This window comes from Cytobacillus citreus, assembly GCF_018343665.1.
Lineage (GTDB): Bacteria > Bacillota > Bacilli > Bacillales > Cytobacillaceae > Cytobacillus > Cytobacillus citreus.
In genome coordinates this window covers 792,445-811,119 of the sequence record NZ_JAGYPM010000002.1, presented here as the reverse complement: position 1 = coordinate 811,119, position 18,675 = coordinate 792,445, and the positions used below count along the sequence as shown (strand labels likewise).

The window sequence follows — 18,675 nt, the reverse complement described above, 5'->3', positions numbered from 1 at the left end:
CACCAATCTACAAAGATGTAATTGGTGTTTCTTTAATAATTAAAACTTATTTTGCAAATCTATGATTTCCAATGGTTAGAGTCGTTTGTGTTGAATAAATCCATTCACTTGTTGAAGTCTTAGGATTATAAAAGTATAAGGAGCCTTTTCCTTGCCCTCTAAACGCTATTGCTTCTTCTACAGCTTTTTTTGAAACACTGTCCGCTGCTTGATTGATCGTTCCATTTTGAACAGGTGTAAAAGCGTAATGTCCACTTACTTTTTGATAAATGACATCTCTTACTGTATTAGGAAAGCTTGAGCTGTCCACTCTGTTTAAGATAACAGTTGCAACAGCCACTTTTCCTGCGTAGGGCTCTCCCTTAGCTTCAGCATGTACAAGACGAGCCATTAAATCTTTATCAGCTTCTGATATTTTCGTAGTTGGGATAAGAAGCTTTTCCCCTGGATATATCATTTCACTAGACTTATTATTTGCTTTCATTAACTCTAGGACAGAAACCCCGTATTTTTTACCAATGATCCAGTAGGTTTCCCCTGTATGTACAAGATGAGTGTTCGTTGCCGCTTCAGAATGAGAAGTGAATCCAAAAATTGAAAATGATAGAGTAGACACAATTAATAGTTTCTTCCATTTTTTCATGCTTGTTAACCTCCTATTGCCTCAGATGATGATTTATTAGTAGGTTAACAGATGTAATATTGTGAAACCTACTCCAAAATATGGAAGCTAAATAAAGGATAGATATTTGCACATCACTACTACAACGAGCATTACCGTAGCAAAATATGGATACATTTTATTTTATACAGCATTTAACTATTACTTCATAATTTGGATCATTTATGACATTCATTTCGTGTTTGTATCAGTGGTTTTTACCTTTAATATTGATTTGATTTGATTCTTTGAAAAACCAGTTATATAAAAACACGCTGCCATAGCAATAAAGGAAACAAACGAAGCAAAGATTAATCCAATGAATGCCATAAAAGTGTCATGTTGCTTTTCTTCAAAGAACTAATTCGTGTGGTCTCATGAACGGCCTATGAGACCTCTTTTCCTAAAAAAGCTGATCTCATTGACTCATAAACTACTTTCACAACTACATAACCAAAAAAGCAGCTATGAATGGTCTCATAACTGCTCTCAAGGTATTTCCATATATAAATCTGCATTCTACATAACTAAATATAGATATGTAGAATGCAAGTATTAGGCAATCAAGGTTTCTTTAACATCCATAGTTGTTCAAGGCATTACATAACCACATAGTATATCCCCACAACAACAACCAAATAGACAGCAGCTGAAAGCGCCCTTTTTTTCATATCCAGCATCTCCTCCTATAATTTTACACGCTGAAGTCGAAGTGCATTAAGAACAACTGATACGGAACTGAAAGCCATGGCAGCACCAGCGAGCCAAGGAGCAAGAAAACCAAAAGCTGCGATTGGGATTCCTAGCGTATTATAAGCTAATGCCCAGAAAAGGTTTTGTCTTATATTTCGGATTGTTTTCTTACTCATAAAAATGGCATCAGCAATGCTGTTTAGATCTCCACGGATCAATGTAATATCTGCTACTTCCATTGCGACATCGGTTCCTGTGCCAATGGCCATCCCGATATCTGCGATCGCTAATGCTGGAGCATCATTGATACCATCACCGACCATTGCTACTTTCTTGCCTTGTTGCTGCAGCTTCTTCACTTCCTCGGCTTTCCCCTCAGGCAGCACTTCTGCAATGACATGGTCAATTCCAGCCTGTGCAGCAATTGCTTTCGCCGTTTGTTCATTATCACCAGTAATCATAATGACTTCAAGGCCCATATCTTTTAAGCGGCTTATCGCTTTAGCGGATGTTTCCTTGATGGTATCGGCAACCGCAACGATCCCTGCATATTCACCATTTATAGCCGTTAACATGGCTGTCTTTCCTTGCTTCTCAAGAGCGCTCATCTTTTCTAAAGCATGATCAATTTCTATGCTGAATTTTTTCATCAAACGGCGAGTACCAATTAGAATTTCCGTATCATCGACGATCGCTTTAATGCCATAGCCTGGAATGGCCTCAAAGTCTTTAACATCCTTTAGATCAATCTGCTTTTCTTTAATCCCATTCACAATTGCTTGGGCAAGTGGATGTTCAGATTGCTTCTCAGCTGAACCAACGAATGTTAGAAACTCTGTTTTATCCATTTCAGTGATGACATCAGTTAAAACAGGATCTCCGTTTGTAATCGTTCCTGTTTTATCTAGAATGACGCTTTTAATTCGGTGAGTCATTTCCAGATGCTCTCCGCCTTTGAAAAGAATCCCATATTCAGCAGCACGGCCTGAACCTGCCATGATGGAAGTTGGAGTTGCCAGCCCAAGAGCACATGGACATGCAATGACAAGAACAGCAATTAATTTTTCAAGTGCCTCTGCAAAATCCCCAGGGGCAACGGCAAAGTACCAAATCAAAAATGTAATGACTGCAATTCCCACAACGATCGGAACAAAAACACCTGAAATTATATCAGCCAGACGTTGAATTGGCGCTTTTGAGCCTTGAGCATCCTCAACCACTTTAATAATTTGAGCAAGAGCCGTATCTTTTCCTACTTTTGTGGCTTTTATTTTTATAAATCCATTTTTATTAATCGTGGCACCAATAACTGTATCGCCAACCGTCTTATCAATCGGAACACTTTCCCCTGTGATCATCGATTCATCAAGAGCAGACTGCCCCTCTAAAATCTCACCATCGACCGGAATTTTTTCTCCCGGTTTTACCAAAATAATATCCCCTGCCACAACTTCTTCTAGCGGAATTTCTAATTCTTGATCCTCTCGAATAACGAGGGCTGTCTTCGCTTGTAAACCCATCAGTTTCTTTATTGCTTCAGAAGAACGTCCTTTTGCTTTAGCTTCAAACAATTTCCCTAAAATAATTAATGTGATAAGGACCGCACTTGTTTCGAAGTATAGGCCAACTGGATGACCATGATTTCCTATTGTTCCAATGGCTAAATAGACACTGTAAAAATAAGCGGCAGAGGTACCTAATGCAACGAGAACATCCATATTTGCACTTTTATTTCTTAGCGCTTTATAAGCCCCTACATAAAACTGTTTCCCTATATAAAATTGTACAGGTGTTGCCAGAGCCATTTGTACCCATGGGTTCATAAACGCATCAGGCACGTATAAAAAAGAAGTGAAGCTGAAATGACCTGCCATTGCCCAAAGCAGCGGGATGGAAAGAATCGCTGAAAAGATAAACTTTCCCTGCTGGGTTTCGATTTCTTTCATACGCTGATCAACGGTTTCTTTTTCATTGTCTTCCGTTTTGACAGTTGCGCCATAGCCTAATTTTTCAACCTTTTGCGTCATATCCTTTGTTGAAACAATCGCTGGGTTGTACTCGATTGATGCTTTTTCAAGGGCAAGGTTTACTGTTGCCTGGAGAACCCCATCCGTTTTATTAAGGCCTTTTTCGATTCTAGTAGCACATGCGGCACAAGTCATGCCAGTGAGAGCTAATTCAGTTTTTTCCGTTATGATATCATAGCCAAGCGCTTTAATTTTATTCTGGATATCGGCTGGACCCATTGTTGCCCCATCAAATTTTACAGTTGCTTTTTCTAGAGCCAAATTGACGTTTGCTTCAAGAACGCCATCCATTTTATTTAAGCCTTTTTCAATACGTGTAGCACATGCGGCACATGTCATGCCAGTAACTTGAAACTGGCTTTCATGCATTTTTTGCATTTTCCCACTCATTCCCTCATCTCCCTATACCTATGGTGGGTATATTTTTTTGAAAAATAGAACGTGCTATTGCTAGCACGTATTTTTTTCCAAATTACTATTTTACATCATAGCCTTGATCATCAATTGTTTCCTTAATTTTGTCTAAAGACACTTCGTTTGAAATATATTCAACATCAACAGTTCCACTGTCTAAATGAACTTTTACACTTTCAATTCCAGCTAATTCTCCAACACTGCCTTCAACCGCTTTCACACAATGTCCGCAAGACATTCCAGCTACATGTAATGTTACTTTTTCCATTATTGAACAACTCCCTTATTTTTTCATCAATTTTTGTATAGTAATTAATACTTCATCTAAAACTTCCATATCCCCTTCTTGAAGACGATCAACAACACAACCCTTTAAATGTCCTTCTAACAATATTTTTGCTACACTGTTCAAGGCGGATTGAGTAGCCGAAATTTGTGTAATGACATCATCACAATAAGTGTCTCTTTCGATTAAACCTTTAATCCCGCGAATTTGGCCTTCAATTCGGTTTAATCTTGTCACAAGATTTTTCTTTACCTTATCAGAATGATGAGCTTTTCTCTCACTTAGAGTTGAGCAGCAGCTTTCTTCTTCGAATTCTAGGGAATCATTATTCAGTTCGGATACCATTTAGCTTCCCCCTTTTATTTATTTATATCATACCCCTGTATAGTATGTAAAGGGGTTTATTAATCAATTTTTTTTAGACATAATCCCTATAGGCACTATTATAGGTAATAATTATATAACTGAAAATAATTAATTGGCTATTCATGTAATAGCAAATTTATTTTCCATACTTTATAAATTCCGCTTTCGTTATTTAGTTCCATTCCATCACCTTTCTTATAAACAAACTCATTTTTAAATTTTTCCTTTCATTCCTTAAATTATGTTACTTATTTATGGTAAAAGCTTATCCGAGATTATTAAGAATCCACATGTAAAAAATAATTCGTTTAAGTTGTTGAATTTTACTCATAATAATCTTTGATGTGCTTAATAAATTGAAAAGGAGTTGAACGATACATGCAATTTGATTCGAGTAATACTATCGAAACGGCAATATTAAAGTATAAAGAAGGACTTGGAATGTTCGCTGAAAAAATGCCCGAATTAGTAGATAGGTATCATTCTTTTACAGAGGAATGCTTTAAGGATGGGGCATTAACTCAAAAGGAAAAACAACTAATCGCTCTTGGCATTAGTCTTCATGCTCAAGATGAATATTGCATCATGTACCATACAAAAGGATGTCTCGATCAAGGATGCAGTGAGCAGGAAATACTAGAAGCTGTTGGGGTGACTTCAGCTTTTGGCGGTGGTGCCGCTATGAGCCAAGCAGTTACACTTGTTCAAGATTGTATTCAGGAATTAAACCAATTAAAGCAGTAAAAGTATTTGATCTTCTGATATGTAAAAAAGTAGACAAACTAATTATATGGACGAAATCTTAAAGATTCTCGTCCATTTTTCTTATCCTATCTTTTTATCAAATGAACCAATGCATCCAGCTTTTTTGTTCTTTCAGCTCGTGCTTGCATGGCCTGGTCAATGGTTACTGCGATAAAGCGGCATTTCGATAATGGTCTTGATTGGGCGATTAGATCTAAATCCTGGCTAATGACGGTACCAATCGTAATAAAACCCCCGCCCGTTGTTGCATCATTTTGTAACACAATGAGTTCTTCTTCATTTGTAAACAAAACAGAGCCAATCGGATAGGCAATATCAACAACATTGGAAAAACTATTTCCTGCACCGAATGGTGGATGCTGCTCAGTAAAGGACACCTTTGGACCCTTATAACGATAAGCAACTCGATTGGATTCATGCGCTACCATCCATTCTGAATTAAGGAAGGTTTTTAGAGCATGATCATTCATTAAATAACCCGTCATCCCCATCATGACACGTAATTCTTGAAAATGATGAAAGGATGGGACAAATTCCAATGGGGTGAATTTACCAATCTGCTTGGAAGCGCCGGGTAATGGTTCGTTTATCGGTATTCTGTCGCCAGCAGATAATTTTCTGCCGCGAAAGCCTCCAATTTGACTTAATTCATAGGTCGATTTACTGCCTAATACATCCGGAACATTTACCCCTCCAGAGATACATAGATAGCTTTTCACCCCTATTGGACATGCTTTTATTGTTAATATATCTCCTTCCTTGACATAATGTGTTTCCCATAAGGATAAAGGTTGATGATTTAAGTAAGCCTCCATGGGTGCACCTGTTAAAGCGATGATTAAGTTTTTATGAAACTCAAACTCTCCGCCTATTAACGTCATTTCAAGTGCTGCAAATTCTACTGGGTTTCCGACAAGAAGGTTTCCGATGATAAAGGAGTATTTATCAGCTGCTCCCGATGGAGGAATGCCCAGATGATACTTTCCCACTCGTCCCATATCCTGAACTGTTGTCCATAACCCCGGATCCTTTACTTCAATCATTAAAAATCCCCCATTAACTCTTGGACATATTGTTTGCCTTTTTCGGCATATTCAAGTGGTGATAGGTCAATTTCTTTCATTTTATATCGATACTTTCCGGTTTTTACTTCACTTGTAATCTTATTATATTGGGATTCATTTATAGGACGGTATTTCCAAATATCTCCTGGTCTAGCTAAAAAAGAAGTCTCTTTTAAGTCCTCTAATTGGTTGTTTTGATCGACAACAGGAATAGCAGACCGGCCAATAAGCTGATAGCTACCTGGCCCATTTACAGGGTAAATGACATTGAATGCCCCGCCCAAGCCAATACCTCTTTCCGGTGTTTCCGTTCGAGGACTATTATATTTTGGGGCTTGGATGATTTCGTTTGGCTGTAATCCGAGTGGGAAATGCCAAGCCGTTCCCGGCAGAAAACCAACCATCGTAATTAAATATGGAGTCTCTGAATGACATTTAATAAATGCTTCCTTGTCTGTAAATCCATTTACCTTCATGACAAACTCAAAGTCCGATAAGTCTGGTGAGGGGTGTCTATTCTTGAAGCGGTAGGAAAATTCTTTCGATACCGGGTCATCGTACCATGCTGGAATCTCAACTATTCGAACAGAAAAATGTAACTTTGTTGGGTCGCTTTTGGTTAAATCTATTTCTTTTAAATAGTCTAGTAGATCTCTTGCAGAGATGATGTCCGGATTATAGCGAACTAAATAGGACGAATTGGATGAAACAATATCAATAATTCCTGGTATTTCCCTTTTTCTCAGCTCATCCGTAACGGCCAGTGCTTTAAAGTTACTTTCAATTCTCATATCACGGGATATTTCAGCATAAATATATTCATCTCCGCCGAAATTAAAATGAGTTTCAGGCAAATTAAACATTAAGTCGCCCCCCTTATTATTTCAGCTTTTTTATCCGTCTGCTGATCGTAGCAGGACTAACTCCTAATACTTTTGATAATTTATCGGCCGTTCGATATTTTTGCATTCCTCGTTCTATTAACTGAGTTTCTAATTCTTCCACAGCTTCTTTCAGCGGCATCAGTTCTAAAACAAATAGTTGTTTTTTCTTTTTTTGCACTTCACCGTATAGATATTTCAATGCATGCTCCCGCTGGATCCATTCTCCCTCGGTCAGCAGGATCAATCGCTCTACTATATTTTGGAGCTCCCTAACATTTCCCGGCCATGCATATGTTTCTAATACTTCAATGGCTTCTGGGGTAAAACTTTTTTTGATATCATACATTTGCTTGAATTGCTCCAAAAAATAGATGGATAAAGGCAGGATGTCTTCTTTCCGTTCCCGTAAGGAAGGAATACGAAATGGAATGACATATAATCGATAGTATAAATCCTCCCTAAATTCCCCTTGATTAACCATTTCTCGTAAATCCTTGTTCGTTGCCGTAATAATTCGGACATTGATCGATATTGGTCGTATCCCGCCTATCCGCGTCACTTCTCTCTCCTGCAGCACGCGTAATAGCTTTACTTGCATATTTAAAGGCAGCTCGCCAATTTCATCAAGAAAGAGCGTGCCATTATTAGCAATTTCGAATAAACCGACTTTTCCATTTTTGTCTGCTCCCGTAAAAGAACCTTTCTCATATCCGAACAATTCACTTTCAATTAGGTTTTCAGGAATCGCACCGCAGTTAATTCTGACAAATGGCTGTTTGCTTCGAGGACTTGCTGTATGAATTTTTTGGGCGAATACTTCTTTTCCGACACCTGATTCGCCTTCAAGTAGAACGGTTGAATTAAATTGAGCTACTCGTTTTATCTCTGTTACTAATTGTTCTATTTTTTTCGAACGGTAAACAAGTCGTTTTTCTTTATTATTTATTTCATTACGGTTATGTAGTGATTGATCTGTACCTTCGCCAGATTGAATGGGAAGTGAGGTACTTTCAGGCGTAATATCCCTTGAAAGGACAACTACTTTTTCTAATTTCCCTTCATGATAAACCGGGGTTGCAACTGACCATATTCTACTGCTTCCAACGGAATCCTGAATCGCTGTAACCTTTTTTCTTTGCTTCTGGCACAATTCAAAAACATTCGGCTGAAAAATATTTCTTTTAGAAAATTCATCAATATTTGTCCCGATGATTTTCTCAGGCGTGTCCACTTTCCAAAAATCTCTTAGAAACATTCCTGCTACACGGATGATTTTTCCACTATCATCGATCACAAGTATTTGTTCTTGGGAAGAAGCATATACAGCTTGCAAATCTGAATTCAAATTTCGAACAAAATCTAACTCTTGGACGGCCTCTTCGAAAACTTCTCTTGAGAAAAAAACATGGACAAGTCCTGTTATATTTCCATCGACTTTTAAAGGATAGAAATTTCCGCTGATTTGTTTAAAGTTAATCGAAGAGTTAATACTTACAAGCGTTTCTCCATCCATGACCTTATCTAGATTTTTATCACTCGTTAAAAGTGTTTTATAGTTTCGAAATAATAGAAATGAACTAGGGATGCCTAAAATATTTTCTGCCGTTTCATTAATAAATTCAATTTGATAATTGATATTTGTCCGAACAATCCCCACACCAGCACCATGTAAAAGCAGATTGATATCCTTTAGCCTAAGCTCACTGATATTATGTCTTGCCTGATCGATGGTCGTATAGCCAATAATTTCATCATTAGCATCTACTCCAATTATTAATGAAACATTGTGGTAAAATTCTACAGGTGAAAATTGCGGCACTTTTAAAATATCATTTTTATAGCTAATCCGTTCCGTTAAATCTGAGGTTTCAGCGATTTGATTTAATAGAAGCTCCATTGTACAATAACCAACCATGGCCCCCTTATCCTTTACAAAGATAATATCCACATTTTGTACTGAGAAATGATGAATGACATCTCCAATTGAACTATGTATATCAACAAAGACTGAAATCGGTTGCAAAATATCTTTCCAAATGATCAACCTATCCGACCCCTCCTGATAAAAACAAACCTCATATAAACCAATTATACTTTTTCTAGTAATAAATAGGAATTTATTAAACCGAAAATATAGATATTTCTAGTTATTCAGACTTTTCACTTTTTCATATTCCTCCTGAGTATCAATATCCAATAAAATACCTTCATCCTCCACAGAAACAAGTTTGCGATGTGAAAAATGATTCATAATTGCCTTAGCACCACGATCACCCTTCAGCTGCATAAATAGATTTCTATCAAATTGTCCAAAAAAAACAGGATGTCCCGGTGTGCCTCTATACTCAGGTTGAACAATAAAGCTCTCTTCACATTCTAGGAGCATATCGGCTCCTTTCTGGTAAATAGCTTGAACAGTATTTTTCGCAATAAAAGGGAGATCACCAAGAAAAACCATAATACCCGCATGCTGCTCCCCAATGTTTGAGATCCCTGTTTTTAAAGAGGAACTTTGCCCAAGTAAATAATCTTCATTCACAACCCAGCGAAAGCGAGGATCATCTATTGTTATCGCTTTCTGTATATTGACTGCTTCACAGCCGATTACAGTTATAATTTCGGAAAAATCGATAGTGGCTGCAACACGAATCACATGCTCTAATAACGGCCGTTCCTTTAATAATAGTAATTGCTTTGGCTGCCCCATTCTTGTAGATGTACCAGCCGCAAGAATAATAGCACAAATTGAGGAACTCATCCTGTCTCCTTTCATACCAGTTCTTTTGTCTCAGCTGATTTATGAATATATTTAGAGTCTTGTAAAAATCCGCCTGTATGGCCATTCTTTTTCGCAACGACTTCCGCTAAAATACTGAGAGCGATTTCTTCAGGTGAAACGGCACCAATATCGAGACCAATTGGGCTGTACATTCTTTCAAGCTCCTCTTTCTCAAAATAAATACCCTCCTCTTCCAGCGCCTTAAGCATGCGAACACGCCTAGAGCGCGGACCAAGAACACCGATATATGGCGATGGAGACCGTAAAACAAATTTCAATGTTTCCTGATCCCGCTCAATATGGTGATTCATAACAACGATATATGTTCTCTGGCCAATCTTAACTTTTTCCTGAAATTCACTCGTTTTGGCAATGAGCCTATTTGTAGATGGAAAGCGTTCTTCACTATTATAAAACTCTCTCTGATCAACCAATGTGGTTTTAAATCCTAAAGAAACCGCATATTTTGCCACTGGCATCGCATCATGACCTGCCCCAAAAATCATTAGTTCAGAAGGAGGAATGTATACATCAATGAACACATGAACCTCTTTTCCACCCGGAAGTGTGAATGTACGTGTTTCTGACTTCGGATTTGTTTCATACAATTTTCTTAAGGCTATTTCTTTCACACGCAGGTTGATTTCATCATCACCAAGATCACCTATCGTTAAATTTCCTTTAGAAATAAAGAGACGTCCTGGTTCCTTTTCAATCTGTAATTGATTTATTGGCAGGATCGTCGCGAGAACACACTCTTGCTCTTCTTTGAAACTCCTTAACCACGCTTCAAACGGTGATAGCTCTAACATTGTATCCCTCCATTCATTTACTTTTTGTCTTATATTGCTTCAGGTTCGACAGGTTCAATGTAAATTTTCACTGTACCGGGACAGCCAAGCCCAAGCCCCCATACAAGGTCTTCATCCAGATCATACGTTTTTAATATAGGGGTACCAGACTTCATCACAGATTTTGCCACTTCAGCGACATCTGACTCTAGACAGCCACCTGAAATCATCCCAATCATGTTGTCTTCCTCATCAACAAGCATTTTCGCCCCCTCTCGTCGGTAAGCTGAACCGCCAACACTGACAACCGTTGCTAGTGCAGATTTTCGGCCTGATTTTCGCGTCCGGTCAATCGCTTCAATAATTAATTCATTTTCATACATCTTATTAGCTCCTTGGAAATATTATTTAAAAGAATTTTAGTTGGTAAATGCCTATTTTTCGAATCTTATATGCGATTACATCCATAACTTCTTTTCAAATGGAGATAGGCATTTATTCGTGACTGGTTTCTTCATTTTTTCTAATTTGCGGTACGATTTGGCGTTTTTCGTGACCGGATTCTTCCTTTTTACCAATCCACGGGCACGATTAAGCGTTATTCGTGACCGGTTTCTTCTTTTTTTACTACCCCACGGGCACGATTAAGCGTTATTCGTTCCCGATTTCTTCCTTTTTTCCAATCCACGGGCACGATTAAGTGTTATTCGTGACCGGTTTCTTCCTTTTTACTAGTCCTCGGTCACGATTTGGCGTAATTTGTAGCCTTTATTATCCTTTTTGCAAACTCACGATAATTTCATAAATCAACATCGTTACCTTACAAAGCCAAGATTTTTTTGAAATCAAAAAGGGGCGTTCTTATAGAAGATGCGCCCCTATTCTATTCATCTATCAATTGCTATAAAATACTGACTTTAATGCACGTTCTGTATACACCTTACACAGGTTTCTTCTATAATCTTCAGAAGTGAATAGATCACTTGCCATGTCGCCTTCTTCAGCTGCTAATTGGGCAGCTTCTTTTAACAAGGTTTGTGACAACGTTTGGCCTAAAAGTTTCTCTTCTACAGAAGTTGCCCGATACGCAACATTTCCAACACCAGTAATGGCGATTCGAATGTAATCAATGACATCATTTTCCCCAACTCCTGCAACAACAGCAACGCCAATGACCGGATAACCTGATGCCGGATGGGAAAATTTGAGATATTCTGCATTTGTATGAGCTGGCGGAATGGCAAAAGAGATACTTGTTAATACGCTGTTTTCAGGCAGCATCGTAATGAGCGGTCCCACAATGAAACTATCAATATTCATCGTTTCCGGTCCGTCTTCTCCATGAATAGCTATTTCAGCATCAAGGACGAAGGCAGCAGCAGGCAAATCAGCTGCCGGATCAGCATGGGCAATATTCCCGCCAATCGTACCTCGATTTCGCACCTGCAAATCACCAATTTGACGCACAGTTTCGGATAATACCGGAATATATTCTTTTACGATCGGGTCATTCGCAATTTGGAAATGGGTAGTCAGAGCACCAATGACAATACGGTCCCCTTCCTTGCGTACGCCTTTAAGCTCTGAGATACGGCTAATATCAATCAGAGCTCCCGGCTCCGATAATCTAAATTTCAATAGTGGCACTAGGCTATGTCCCCCAGCAATCAGCATTCCTTCTCCGTTAAATTGCTTCAATTGCTGGATTGCCTCATCAATTGAATTTACGCGAACATAATCAAATTTAGAAGGTATCAAATCACTTGCCCTCACTTTCCGAAATCGCCCGCCACACTTTTTCAGGTGTCAATGGCATTTCAATATCTTTAATCCCATATGGTTCTAACGCATCCATGACTGCATTCATGATCGCAGGAGTCGATGCAGTCGTTCCTGTTTCTCCGATACCTTTTGCACCAAGTGGATTAACCGGGGATAGTGTTTCCGTAAAGGCTGTTTCGATTTCAGGGAAGAAACGCGCCTTTGGCAATGCGTAATCCATAAATGTACCCGTTAGAAGCTGCCCTTCTTCGTTATAAACAGCTCCCTCCCAAAGAGCCTGACCGATCCCTTGAGCAATGCCCCCATGAACCTGTCCCTCAGCAGTCAGTGGATTAATGACACGACCAACATCATCTACTGCCACATAACGCTTGACTTCGATTTGACCTGTTTCTTTATCAACTTCGACAACCGCAATATGTGCGCCAAACGGATAAACAAAGTTTTCTGGATCGAAAAAGGACTGCGCTTCAAGTGAGGGTTCTAGACCCTCTGGTAAATTCCAAGCCATATTTGCCGATTTTGCTATTTCCTGAAATGTTCGTTCAAATCCTTGAGCACCCTTCACTGAAAAGATTCCTTTTTCAAATACTAAATCTTCTACTGGCGCTTCAAGCTCATGAGCGGCAATTTTCTTTGCCTTTTCGATGACGCGATCAGTCGCAATGGAAACTGCAGTCCCCCCTACAGCTACTGAACGGGAACCATATGTCCCCCACCCCATAGAAATTGCCTTTGTATCTCCAAAGACGAGTTCAATGTCATCCATAGGTAAGCCTAGTTTTTCTGCAACGACTTGACCAAAGGTTGTTGCATGTCCTTGGCCATGTGGAGATGTTCCTGAATAAACAGTTACTTTTCCAGACGGATGGACTCGAACAGTTGCGTTTTCCCAAACTCCCCCTTGGAATCCGATTGCACCAGCCACCTTTGACGGACCAAAACCGCATAATTCAACATAAGTAGAGAATCCAATTCCAATTAATTTTCCTTGCTTACGTAATTCCTTCTGTGTTTCTCGGAATTTGTTATAATCAAGCATTTCTAAAGCCTTTGCTAGCGGTTTTTCATAATCACCGCTGTCATATAATAGTCCTTGTGCATTTGTAAAAGGAAACTCTTCTTTTTGTACAAAGTTTTTCCTTCTAAGCTCAATAGGATCCATCCCGATTTCTTTTGCGAACAAATCGATTGCCCGTTCAATCTGATATGTTGCTTCAGGCTTCCCTGCCCCACGATAAGCATCAGTTGGTGTTGTATTTGTATACACCCCAAACGTTTCACATGAAGCATAAGGGATTTTATAACATCCTGTTACCATTAAACCAAAATCAATGGTTGACACTCCTGGTCCCATCGTGGATAAATACGCACCAACATTATGTGTATTTTTCACACGAATCGCACCTAGAGTTCCGTCCCTTTTCCCAAATAACTCCACGTCAAGGACTTCATCTCGTCCATAGTTTGAAGCCGTAAAGTGTTCGTTTCTCTCTTCAATCCATTTCACAGGACGACCTAAATCACGAGCTGCATAGCCAACAAGTGCTTCATCAGGATATACACCAATTTTTCCGCCAAAACCGCCGCCCATATCTGGGGCAATCACGCGTAATTTTGCTTCGGAGATCCCGAGTACTCCGGATAAAACCATGCGATGAATATGAGGATTTTGGGACGTACACCAAAGTGTTAATTCCCCGCTTCCAGGATTGTACTGACCAATTGCTGCACGTGTTTCTATTGGACTCGGAGCTACTCGCTGAATATAGAAGCTTTGCCGAATAGCTACTTCTGCATTCTCACAAACCTCTTCAGGTATCTCTCCAGCTTTCCAATGGAACGCGATATTATTTTCTATATCGTCATGGACAAGAGGCGCATCAATTTGCATGGACTGTTTCTGCCCAACAGCTGGAGAAAGAGTTTCGTATTCCACATCAATTAAATACATGGCGTCGCGAACAGCATAACGCCCTTCCGCAATGACAAGTGCGACACCGTCTCCAACATATCGCACCCGATCAATCGCCAGTGGATATTGTGGGGCTTCTTTCAGATTGCATCCCGGGACAAGCCATGATGAAGGAACAGGGCCAATTTTCCCTTCTAAATCTTTTCCGGTATAAATCGCGACTACTCCTGGTGCCTTTAAGGCTTCTTCCACATTGATGCTCTTAATCATGGCATGAGCATGCGGGCTTCGCAAAATAGCTGCATGCAACATTCCCGGTAATTGTATGTCATCTGAAAAATAGCCGTTACCTGTTATGAGCTTTGGATCTTCTTTTCTCTTCAGTCGAGCACCTACAACCTTTTTCATGATCAGCGCTCCTCCCCAACTAATTGAACTTCCGATTCTCTCATTATCTGCGCTGCATGTTTGACAGCTTCCACAATAAATTGATAGCCTGTGCAGCGGCAAATGACACCTTCAAGACCTTCACGGATTTCCTCATCACTCGGATCTGGGTTTTGCTTTAACAAACCAACCATCGCCATCATGACACCAGGCGTACAGTAGCCGCATTGCAATCCGTGCTTTTCCCAGAAACCTTGCTGGATCGGGTGCAAATTATTCACATCCCCAAGTCCCTCAACTGTAGTAATTTCTGATCCATCCGCTTGTACGGCAAGCACCGTACATGATTTCACCACTTCACCATCCACCATCACTGAACATGCGCCACACTGGCTCGTATCACAGCCTATATGTGTTCCTGTCAAACCAAGATCATCACGAATATAGTGCGTAAGCAGCGTTCGCGGTTCTACTTTCGCGCATCTTTCTTTTCCGTTGATTTTCACCTTTACATTTACATTTTCAATTGCCATCTCCTGCACCTCCCAATCAATATCTGATTATGTTAGACCAGTTGCTTCGCCTCTTTATCAATCTCTTTAAAAAATTGACCAATAACCACTTTCGCTATCCCACTCATAACGCGCTGTCCAACAGAAGCTAGAATGCCTGTTAACTTCACATCTGCAAGACATTGAAGAACGGTTCCTTCCTCTGTTTCCAATAGAACCATTTCCGCATCAGCATCAATCTCACCCGGCTTGCCCTTACCAGTAACTAGCAGACGGTAAAACTCAGGCTCCTTCCTATCTACCTGGCGGACATCACCTGTAAATATTCCCTTAACAGGACCAATACTAATACCTAGCTCCGATTCAAATACATTGTCCTCCACTTCAACAAAAGACTTACAGCCTGGTAATGTTCTTTTCAACACCTCCTTATCTTGAATGGTTCTCCATAGCACTTCTCTTGGGATACTTTTGAAAGTATATGAATGCTCAATTTTCAAAGCGATCTCTCCTTAAAAACAATTTTAACTCGCATTCTTTTTGCATAATCATAATATTCAAATAATTAATCACAAACTTTGTTCTTACCACTTTGCCTTTTTGAAACATTAACCCCCGATATACGACATTTCGATTTTTTTACGCTTCGGTTGATTTGTTTGTAATAACCGTGCATCAGAATATCGATCATACCAGCCTTTCCAAATCTCTATTATTCTATCTCTGATTTGAATATCGCTAGCTTCTGAACGTAATAACTCTCGTAAGTCAAATCCTTTCGTCGCAAATAGACATAAATACAGTTGACCATCCACTGATAACCGCGCTCTCGTACATGAACTGTAAAAAGATTCAGTCACAGAAGAGATCACACCTATTTCTTCGTCTATTCCTTTGTATCGATAACGCGAAGCTACCTCTCCAAAGTAATTGGGATCTATTGGTTCGAGTGGCATTTGTTCATGAATTAGCTTGATCATTTCCTCTTTTGAAACAACCTTTTTTGAATTCCATCCATTGCAATTACCTACATCCATAAATTCAATGAAGCAATTCCTAAAATTGGCAACTACGTCGAATCATCTTCTGCGCTGGCAATTTAAACTTTCTTAACTTGTAGGAAAGGACTAAATCATACTTTTAATCGAAACAATCTCGACGCCGTCCTCTTTTAATGCTTCTACAATTTTTTTGGCCAAAATAGGAGCACCCGGTGTATCCCCGTGAATGCATATGGTTTCTGCTTTTATAGAAACATCTTTTTCATCGTAGGTGATGACTCTTTCCTCTTTCACCATTCGGACAACTCTCTGCGCCATCGCTTCATAATCAGTGATTTGTGTACCTTTTCTCGTCAGTACAATGGATCCATTTTCTGTATGCTCTCGGTCTGCATAGGCTTCTTTAGCGACTGGCACTCCCATTTTTATCGCTTCTTCCATCATCTCAGACTGATTTAGAGCAAAGATTATCATTTTCGGATCAATCGCATGAATTGTTTCTAATATCGCCCGAGCTAGTGCTTTATCTTCCGCTGCTTTCATAAATAATGCTCCGTGCGGTTTACAATGCTGGATTCTAACATTTTCTGCGGAACAGAACTCTTTTAGTGCACCTACTTGATATATGACATAATCTTTAATTTCTGATGGCGTGCAAGTCATATAGCGACGGCCAAAACCTAATAAATCGGGAAATCCCGGATGTGCGCCAATTCCTACATCATATTTCTTTGCGAGCTCCACCGTCTTCCTCATAACATGCGGATCTCCGGCATGGAAGCCACATGCAATATTGGCTGAGGTAATGTACTTCATCATCTCTTCATCATTGCCCAATTCATAAAGGCCGAAGCTTTCCCCCATATCACAGTTCAAATCTACTTTATACATCGTGTCACCTCTCAACTAAGAGACCTTTGTTTTCATTTAAAAATTCGGTCGTGTAGCTCCCATTTATAAACTGGTCATTTCTCATTATTTTTTTGAGGAGCGGCAAATTTGATTTCACTCCATGTATGTTCATCTCTTCAAGGACCTTTTGCATTTTGTCGATGGCATGATCACGAGATATACCATGAACAATAATTTTTCCAATCATCGCGTCATAAAAAGGAGTAACCGTACTACCGTTTGTGTAGCCAAAGTCAAATCTGGCTTCATCTTTTGGCAATTCCAAACCGGAAATGACCCCTGGACTTGGGAAGAAAGTATAAGGATCTTCCGCATAAAGTCTACATTCAATCGCGTGACCTGTCTTATTGATCTCTTCCTGTGAAACAGCTAATGGTTCTTTAGCAGCAATCTTCAGCTGCCATTCAACTAAGTCCAGCCCTGTTATTTCTTCCGTTACTGGATGTTCTACTTGCAGACGGGTATTCATTTCAAGGAAATAGAAATTTTTATTTTCATCAAAAATAAATTCCATTGTGCCTACATTTGTATAATTGATTTGCTTTACACCACGAATGGCGGCTTCCAGCAGCTCTTTTCTCAGGGCATCATCTAAAAATGGTGATGGGCTTTCCTCTATCACCTTTTGATTTCGGCGTTGCACAGAACATTCTCTTTCAAACAAATGCAAGACATTTCCATAAGTATCCGCGACGATTTGTACTTCAATATGACGGGGTTTCGAAATCCATTTTTCTAAAAAAACAGTGCCATCATTAAAAAATGAATTCGCTTTTTGCTTCGTCGCATCGAACACCTTTATTAACTCGTCTTGATCAAGAACGAGCTGCATTCCGATACCGCCACCGCCAGCACTTGCTTTTAGCATAAGCGGGTAGCCAAGCTCATTCGCAACTAGTACTGCCTCCTCTACAGAATCAAGGCTTCTATCTGTGCCCGGTACTACCTTCACACCTGCTTTTTTCATTTGAACACGAGCCTCAAGCTTGCTGCCCATTAGGCGTATTGTTTCTGCAGAAGGACCGATGAAGACAATATTCTCTTCTTCACAACGGCGTACAAATTCTGCGTTTTCAGATAAGAATCCATACCCAGGATGGATAGCATCGGCATTTGTTTCTTTTGCTACCTGAATGACTTTTTCTACATAAAGATAGCTCTTTTTCGCTTGAGCTGGACCGATGCATACGGCCTCAGTTGCCTCACTAACATGTGGCGCCTCTGCATCAGCTTCAGAATAAACAGCGACTGTATCGATGCCAAGCTTTTTGCAGGTGCGAATGATTCTCCTCGCAATTTCTCCTCTGTTTGCAATTAGCACCTTTCGAAAATAGCTCATCTTCCCTTTATCCTCCTTATCACAAAGGCTTTGTTACATCATAATGCTGTTATGGCATCCTTCAGCCATACTCATTATCACAGCCTCTACAAATATG

The 18,675-nt window shown here is 39.6% G+C and carries 17 protein-coding genes and 1 pseudogene; 1 reads left to right on the top strand and 17 read right to left on the bottom strand.

Annotated features, from left to right (window positions below; all coding sequences use genetic code 11):
- Positions 1-46: 46 nt before the first annotated feature.
- The 4 genes from KHA94_RS09940 to KHA94_RS09925 form a co-directional block, all read right to left on the bottom strand.
- Positions 47-643 carry a cell wall hydrolase gene (locus tag KHA94_RS09940; protein WP_213101952.1) on the bottom strand — a complete coding sequence of 199 codons (597 nt, stop codon included), beginning with the start codon at positions 641-643 and terminating at the stop codon, positions 47-49.
- A 704-nt stretch (positions 644-1,347) separates the two neighbouring features.
- Positions 1,348-3,771, bottom strand: a complete 2,424-nt coding sequence (locus tag KHA94_RS09935; protein ID WP_275950877.1) for a heavy metal translocating P-type ATPase — start codon at positions 3,769-3,771, stop codon at positions 1,348-1,350.
- 85 nt (positions 3,772-3,856) lie between these two features.
- The gene (copZ, locus tag KHA94_RS09930; protein WP_213101951.1) at positions 3,857-4,063 is read right to left on the bottom strand and encodes a copper chaperone CopZ; all 207 of its coding nucleotides are present in this window, start codon (positions 4,061-4,063) and stop codon (positions 3,857-3,859) included.
- A gap of 15 nt (positions 4,064-4,078) precedes the next feature.
- Positions 4,079-4,426, bottom strand: coding sequence for a metal-sensitive transcriptional regulator (locus tag KHA94_RS09925; protein WP_057773673.1), 348 nt, complete (start codon positions 4,424-4,426; stop codon positions 4,079-4,081).
- A 399-nt stretch (positions 4,427-4,825) separates the two neighbouring features.
- On the opposite strand from KHA94_RS09925, the gene KHA94_RS09920 reads away from it, so the two are divergent.
- Positions 4,826-5,191 carry a carboxymuconolactone decarboxylase family protein gene (locus tag KHA94_RS09920; RefSeq protein WP_213101950.1) on the top strand — a complete coding sequence of 122 codons (366 nt, stop codon included), beginning with the start codon at positions 4,826-4,828 and terminating at the stop codon, positions 5,189-5,191.
- Positions 5,192-5,277: 86 nt separating this feature from the next.
- On the opposite strand, the gene KHA94_RS09915 is transcribed toward KHA94_RS09920, so the two are convergent.
- The 13 genes and pseudogenes from KHA94_RS09915 to KHA94_RS09855 form a co-directional block, all read right to left on the bottom strand.
- Entirely contained in the window at positions 5,278-6,255 is a 978-nt protein-coding gene (locus tag KHA94_RS09915; RefSeq protein WP_213101949.1) for a 5-oxoprolinase subunit C family protein, read from the bottom strand.
- On the bottom strand, positions 6,255-7,139 hold the full coding sequence (locus KHA94_RS09910) for a 5-oxoprolinase subunit B family protein (RefSeq protein WP_213101948.1): 885 nt from the start codon (positions 7,137-7,139) through the stop codon (positions 6,255-6,257). Before KHA94_RS09910 ends, KHA94_RS09915 begins: the two co-directional genes overlap by 1 nt.
- Positions 7,140-7,155: 16 nt before the next feature.
- The gene (locus tag KHA94_RS09905; protein WP_213101947.1) at positions 7,156-9,204 is read right to left on the bottom strand and encodes a sigma 54-interacting transcriptional regulator; all 2,049 of its coding nucleotides are present in this window, start codon (positions 9,202-9,204) and stop codon (positions 7,156-7,158) included.
- Between the two features lie 99 nt (positions 9,205-9,303).
- Positions 9,304-9,918: a nucleotidyltransferase family protein gene (locus tag KHA94_RS09900; protein WP_213101946.1), complete on the bottom strand. Its 615-nt coding sequence runs from the start codon at positions 9,916-9,918 to the stop codon at positions 9,304-9,306.
- Between the two features lie 11 nt (positions 9,919-9,929).
- The gene (locus KHA94_RS09895; RefSeq protein WP_213101945.1) at positions 9,930-10,751 is read right to left on the bottom strand and encodes an XdhC family protein; all 822 of its coding nucleotides are present in this window, start codon (positions 10,749-10,751) and stop codon (positions 9,930-9,932) included.
- Positions 10,752-10,780: 29 nt separating this feature from the next.
- On the bottom strand, positions 10,781-11,113 hold the full coding sequence (locus KHA94_RS09890) for an XdhC family protein (RefSeq protein WP_213101944.1): 333 nt from the start codon (positions 11,111-11,113) through the stop codon (positions 10,781-10,783).
- A gap of 511 nt (positions 11,114-11,624) precedes the next feature.
- Positions 11,625-12,488 (bottom strand): FAD binding domain-containing protein, encoded by an 864-nt coding sequence (locus KHA94_RS09885; protein ID WP_213101943.1) that lies wholly within the window; start codon positions 12,486-12,488, stop codon positions 11,625-11,627.
- Between the two features lies 1 nt (position 12,489).
- Entirely contained in the window at positions 12,490-14,835 is a 2,346-nt protein-coding gene (locus KHA94_RS09880; RefSeq protein WP_213101942.1) for a xanthine dehydrogenase family protein molybdopterin-binding subunit, read from the bottom strand.
- Positions 14,836-14,837: 2 nt separating this feature from the next.
- On the bottom strand, positions 14,838-15,347 hold the full coding sequence (locus KHA94_RS09875; RefSeq protein WP_249365419.1) for a (2Fe-2S)-binding protein: 510 nt from the start codon (positions 15,345-15,347) through the stop codon (positions 14,838-14,840).
- A gap of 32 nt (positions 15,348-15,379) precedes the next feature.
- Positions 15,380-15,826, bottom strand: a complete 447-nt coding sequence (locus KHA94_RS09870; protein WP_213101941.1) for an SRPBCC family protein — start codon at positions 15,824-15,826, stop codon at positions 15,380-15,382.
- A 108-nt stretch (positions 15,827-15,934) separates the two neighbouring features.
- A pseudogene (locus KHA94_RS09865) lies at positions 15,935-16,375 on the bottom strand (GTP 3',8-cyclase MoaA family protein); the annotation flags it as partial.
- Positions 16,376-16,453: 78 nt separating this feature from the next.
- The gene (locus tag KHA94_RS09860; RefSeq protein ID WP_213101939.1) at positions 16,454-17,218 is read right to left on the bottom strand and encodes a LamB/YcsF family protein; all 765 of its coding nucleotides are present in this window, start codon (positions 17,216-17,218) and stop codon (positions 16,454-16,456) included.
- 4 nt (positions 17,219-17,222) lie between these two features.
- Positions 17,223-18,578 (bottom strand): acetyl-CoA carboxylase biotin carboxylase subunit, encoded by a 1,356-nt coding sequence (locus tag KHA94_RS09855; RefSeq protein ID WP_213101938.1) that lies wholly within the window; start codon positions 18,576-18,578, stop codon positions 17,223-17,225.
- Between the last annotated feature and the right edge of the window lie 97 nt (positions 18,579-18,675).

Bases quoted from the DNA above. Each gene is read 5' to 3' on its own strand.
- KHA94_RS09940 (WP_213101952.1), bottom strand. From the start codon at position 643: ATGAAAAAATGGAAGAAACTATTAATTGTGTCTACTCTATCATTTTCA.
- KHA94_RS09935 (WP_275950877.1), bottom strand. From the start codon at position 3,771: ATGAGTGGGAAAATGCAAAAAATGCATGAAAGCCAGTTTCAAGTTACT.
- copZ (WP_213101951.1), bottom strand. From the start codon at position 4,063: ATGGAAAAAGTAACATTACATGTAGCTGGAATGTCTTGCGGACATTGT.
- KHA94_RS09925 (WP_057773673.1), bottom strand. From the start codon at position 4,426: ATGGTATCCGAACTGAATAATGATTCCCTAGAATTCGAAGAAGAAAGC.
- KHA94_RS09920 (WP_213101950.1), top strand. From the start codon at position 4,826: ATGCAATTTGATTCGAGTAATACTATCGAAACGGCAATATTAAAGTAT.
- KHA94_RS09915 (WP_213101949.1), bottom strand. From the start codon at position 6,255: ATGATTGAAGTAAAGGATCCGGGGTTATGGACAACAGTTCAGGATATG.
- KHA94_RS09910 (WP_213101948.1), bottom strand. From the start codon at position 7,139: ATGTTTAATTTGCCTGAAACTCATTTTAATTTCGGCGGAGATGAATAT.
- KHA94_RS09900 (WP_213101946.1), bottom strand. From the start codon at position 9,918: ATGAGTTCCTCAATTTGTGCTATTATTCTTGCGGCTGGTACATCTACA.
- KHA94_RS09895 (WP_213101945.1), bottom strand. From the start codon at position 10,751: ATGTTAGAGCTATCACCGTTTGAAGCGTGGTTAAGGAGTTTCAAAGAA.
- KHA94_RS09890 (WP_213101944.1), bottom strand. From the start codon at position 11,113: ATGTATGAAAATGAATTAATTATTGAAGCGATTGACCGGACGCGAAAA.
- KHA94_RS09880 (WP_213101942.1), bottom strand. From the start codon at position 14,835: ATGAAAAAGGTTGTAGGTGCTCGACTGAAGAGAAAAGAAGATCCAAAG.
- KHA94_RS09875 (WP_249365419.1), bottom strand. From the start codon at position 15,347: ATGGCAATTGAAAATGTAAATGTAAAGGTGAAAATCAACGGAAAAGAA.
- KHA94_RS09860 (WP_213101939.1), bottom strand. From the start codon at position 17,218: ATGTATAAAGTAGATTTGAACTGTGATATGGGGGAAAGCTTCGGCCTT.
- KHA94_RS09855 (WP_213101938.1), bottom strand. From the start codon at position 18,578: ATGAGCTATTTTCGAAAGGTGCTAATTGCAAACAGAGGAGAAATTGCG.